The sequence below is a fragment of the Streptomyces sp. NPDC058964 genome (assembly GCF_042741275.1).
Classification (GTDB): domain Bacteria; phylum Actinomycetota; class Actinomycetes; order Streptomycetales; family Streptomycetaceae; genus Streptomyces.
Map to the genome: position 1 here is coordinate 1 of NZ_JBHYKH010000951.1, position 1,520 is coordinate 1,520.

Annotated in this window: 2 protein-coding genes; both read left to right on the forward strand. The window is 70.7% G+C overall.

Features of this window, described 5'->3' with window-relative positions; all coding sequences use genetic code 11:
* The first annotated feature begins 248 nt into the window (after positions 1–248).
* Entirely contained in the window at positions 249–1,163 is a 915-nt protein-coding gene (locus tag ACFW2E_RS46710) for a LysR family transcriptional regulator (RefSeq protein ID WP_384478219.1), read from the forward strand.
* Between the two features lie 133 nt (positions 1,164–1,296).
* Positions 1,297–1,520 (forward strand): VOC family protein (locus tag ACFW2E_RS46715; protein ID WP_384478222.1); only part of this gene is annotated, 224 nt, incomplete at its 3' end.

Here is a 1,520-nt window from a genome sequence, read left to right on the forward strand (position 1 = left end):
GTGGCGTGGTGCTCATGGCGGTCGCTCGTCCTTTCGGTGTCACACGGCGTGAGGGCGCGCGCGGGCATGCCTCGGCGTGGTGCGCCCAGGTCCGGGAGTGAGTAGGGGAGATGGCAGCGGCGGAGCGGCTTGCGAGCAGGCCGGAGGGACCCCGACCAGGGGCCCGCCCGGCGCGGTCGGCCCGAGGACGTTCCTGCCGTGTGTGGTCGCCACCAGTGTCGGGCCGGGGATGTCGATGAGTCCAACACATGCTTGTCACGCGATGGATCTCGTATCACGATGGATCCGTGGAGCTTCAGCAGATGCGGTACGTGATCGCCGTGGCCGAGACGAGCAGCTTCACGCGGGCTGCCCAGCGCTGTCTGGTGGTCCAGTCCGCGCTCAGCCACCAGATCGCGCGCCTGGAGAAGGAACTGGGTGCGAGGCTCTTCGAACGCACCAGCCGCCGGGTCCGGCTGACCCCGGCGGGCGCGGCCTTCCTGCCCGCCGCCCGCCAGTGCCTGGCCGCGGCGGAGCGGGCCGCCGCCGAGGTCGCGGCGGCCGTCGGGGAGGTGCGCGGACGCCTCGCGGTGGGGCTGATCCCCACTGTCGCCGCCGTGGACGTTCCCGCCGTCCTCAAGGACTTCCAGCAGCGCCATCCGAAGGCCCGGATCAGCCTCAGCGTGGGAGCGAGTGACGAGCTCGTCGAGCAGGTCAGGGAGGGCGAGATCGAGGTGGCCTTTCTCGGTATCCCGGTCACGGCACGCCCCCGGGGCGTCATGGCCCGGAAACTGGCCCAGGAGCGGCTGGTCGCCGTGGTCGCCCCGGACCACCCACTCGCCGGCGAGGCCTCGGTCGACCTCCGCCGACTGTCCTCGGAGGTGTTCGTGGACCTCCCGGCGAAGACCGCCGGCCGGGCCCAGTCCGATCTGGCCTTCACCGCCGCCGGCCTGACCCGCGAGGTCGCCTTCGAGGTGACCAACGCGGACTACCTGGCCCGTCTGGTCGGCGCGGGCCTGGGCGTGGCCCTGCTCCCGCCCGCGTACGTCGCGGGCCTGGCCGGTATGGCCACGATCGAGGTCACGGACGCACCGGCCCGCGCCGAGTACGTGATCTGGGGCCGGGAGAGCCGCACCCCGGCGGCCGCCGCCTTCCTGGAGCTGCTGGGCATCAAGGAGGAGTGACCGGCCGGGCCCGGTCCGGGGACCGTCTGTTCTTCCCCTCCCGGCCAGGGTTTCATGGACATCGGATCATCCCGCGAACACGGCTGCGGGCTGCCGAGCCGTACGGGGCCGTCATCACTGGAAGGCATGTTCCATGCGAGTGCGAGTAAAAGACTTCGATCACTTGGTGCTCAATGTGCGCGATGTCGAGCGTTCCCTGGAGTTCTACTGCGGGTCACTGGGCCTGGAACCGGTCCGCGTGGACGAATGGCGGGCCGGTAAGGCCCCGTTCCCGTCGGCACGGGTCAGTCCGACCCTGATCATCGATCTGTTCAACCGCCCGCGCACCGAGTCGAATGTCGACCACTTCTGTCTGAG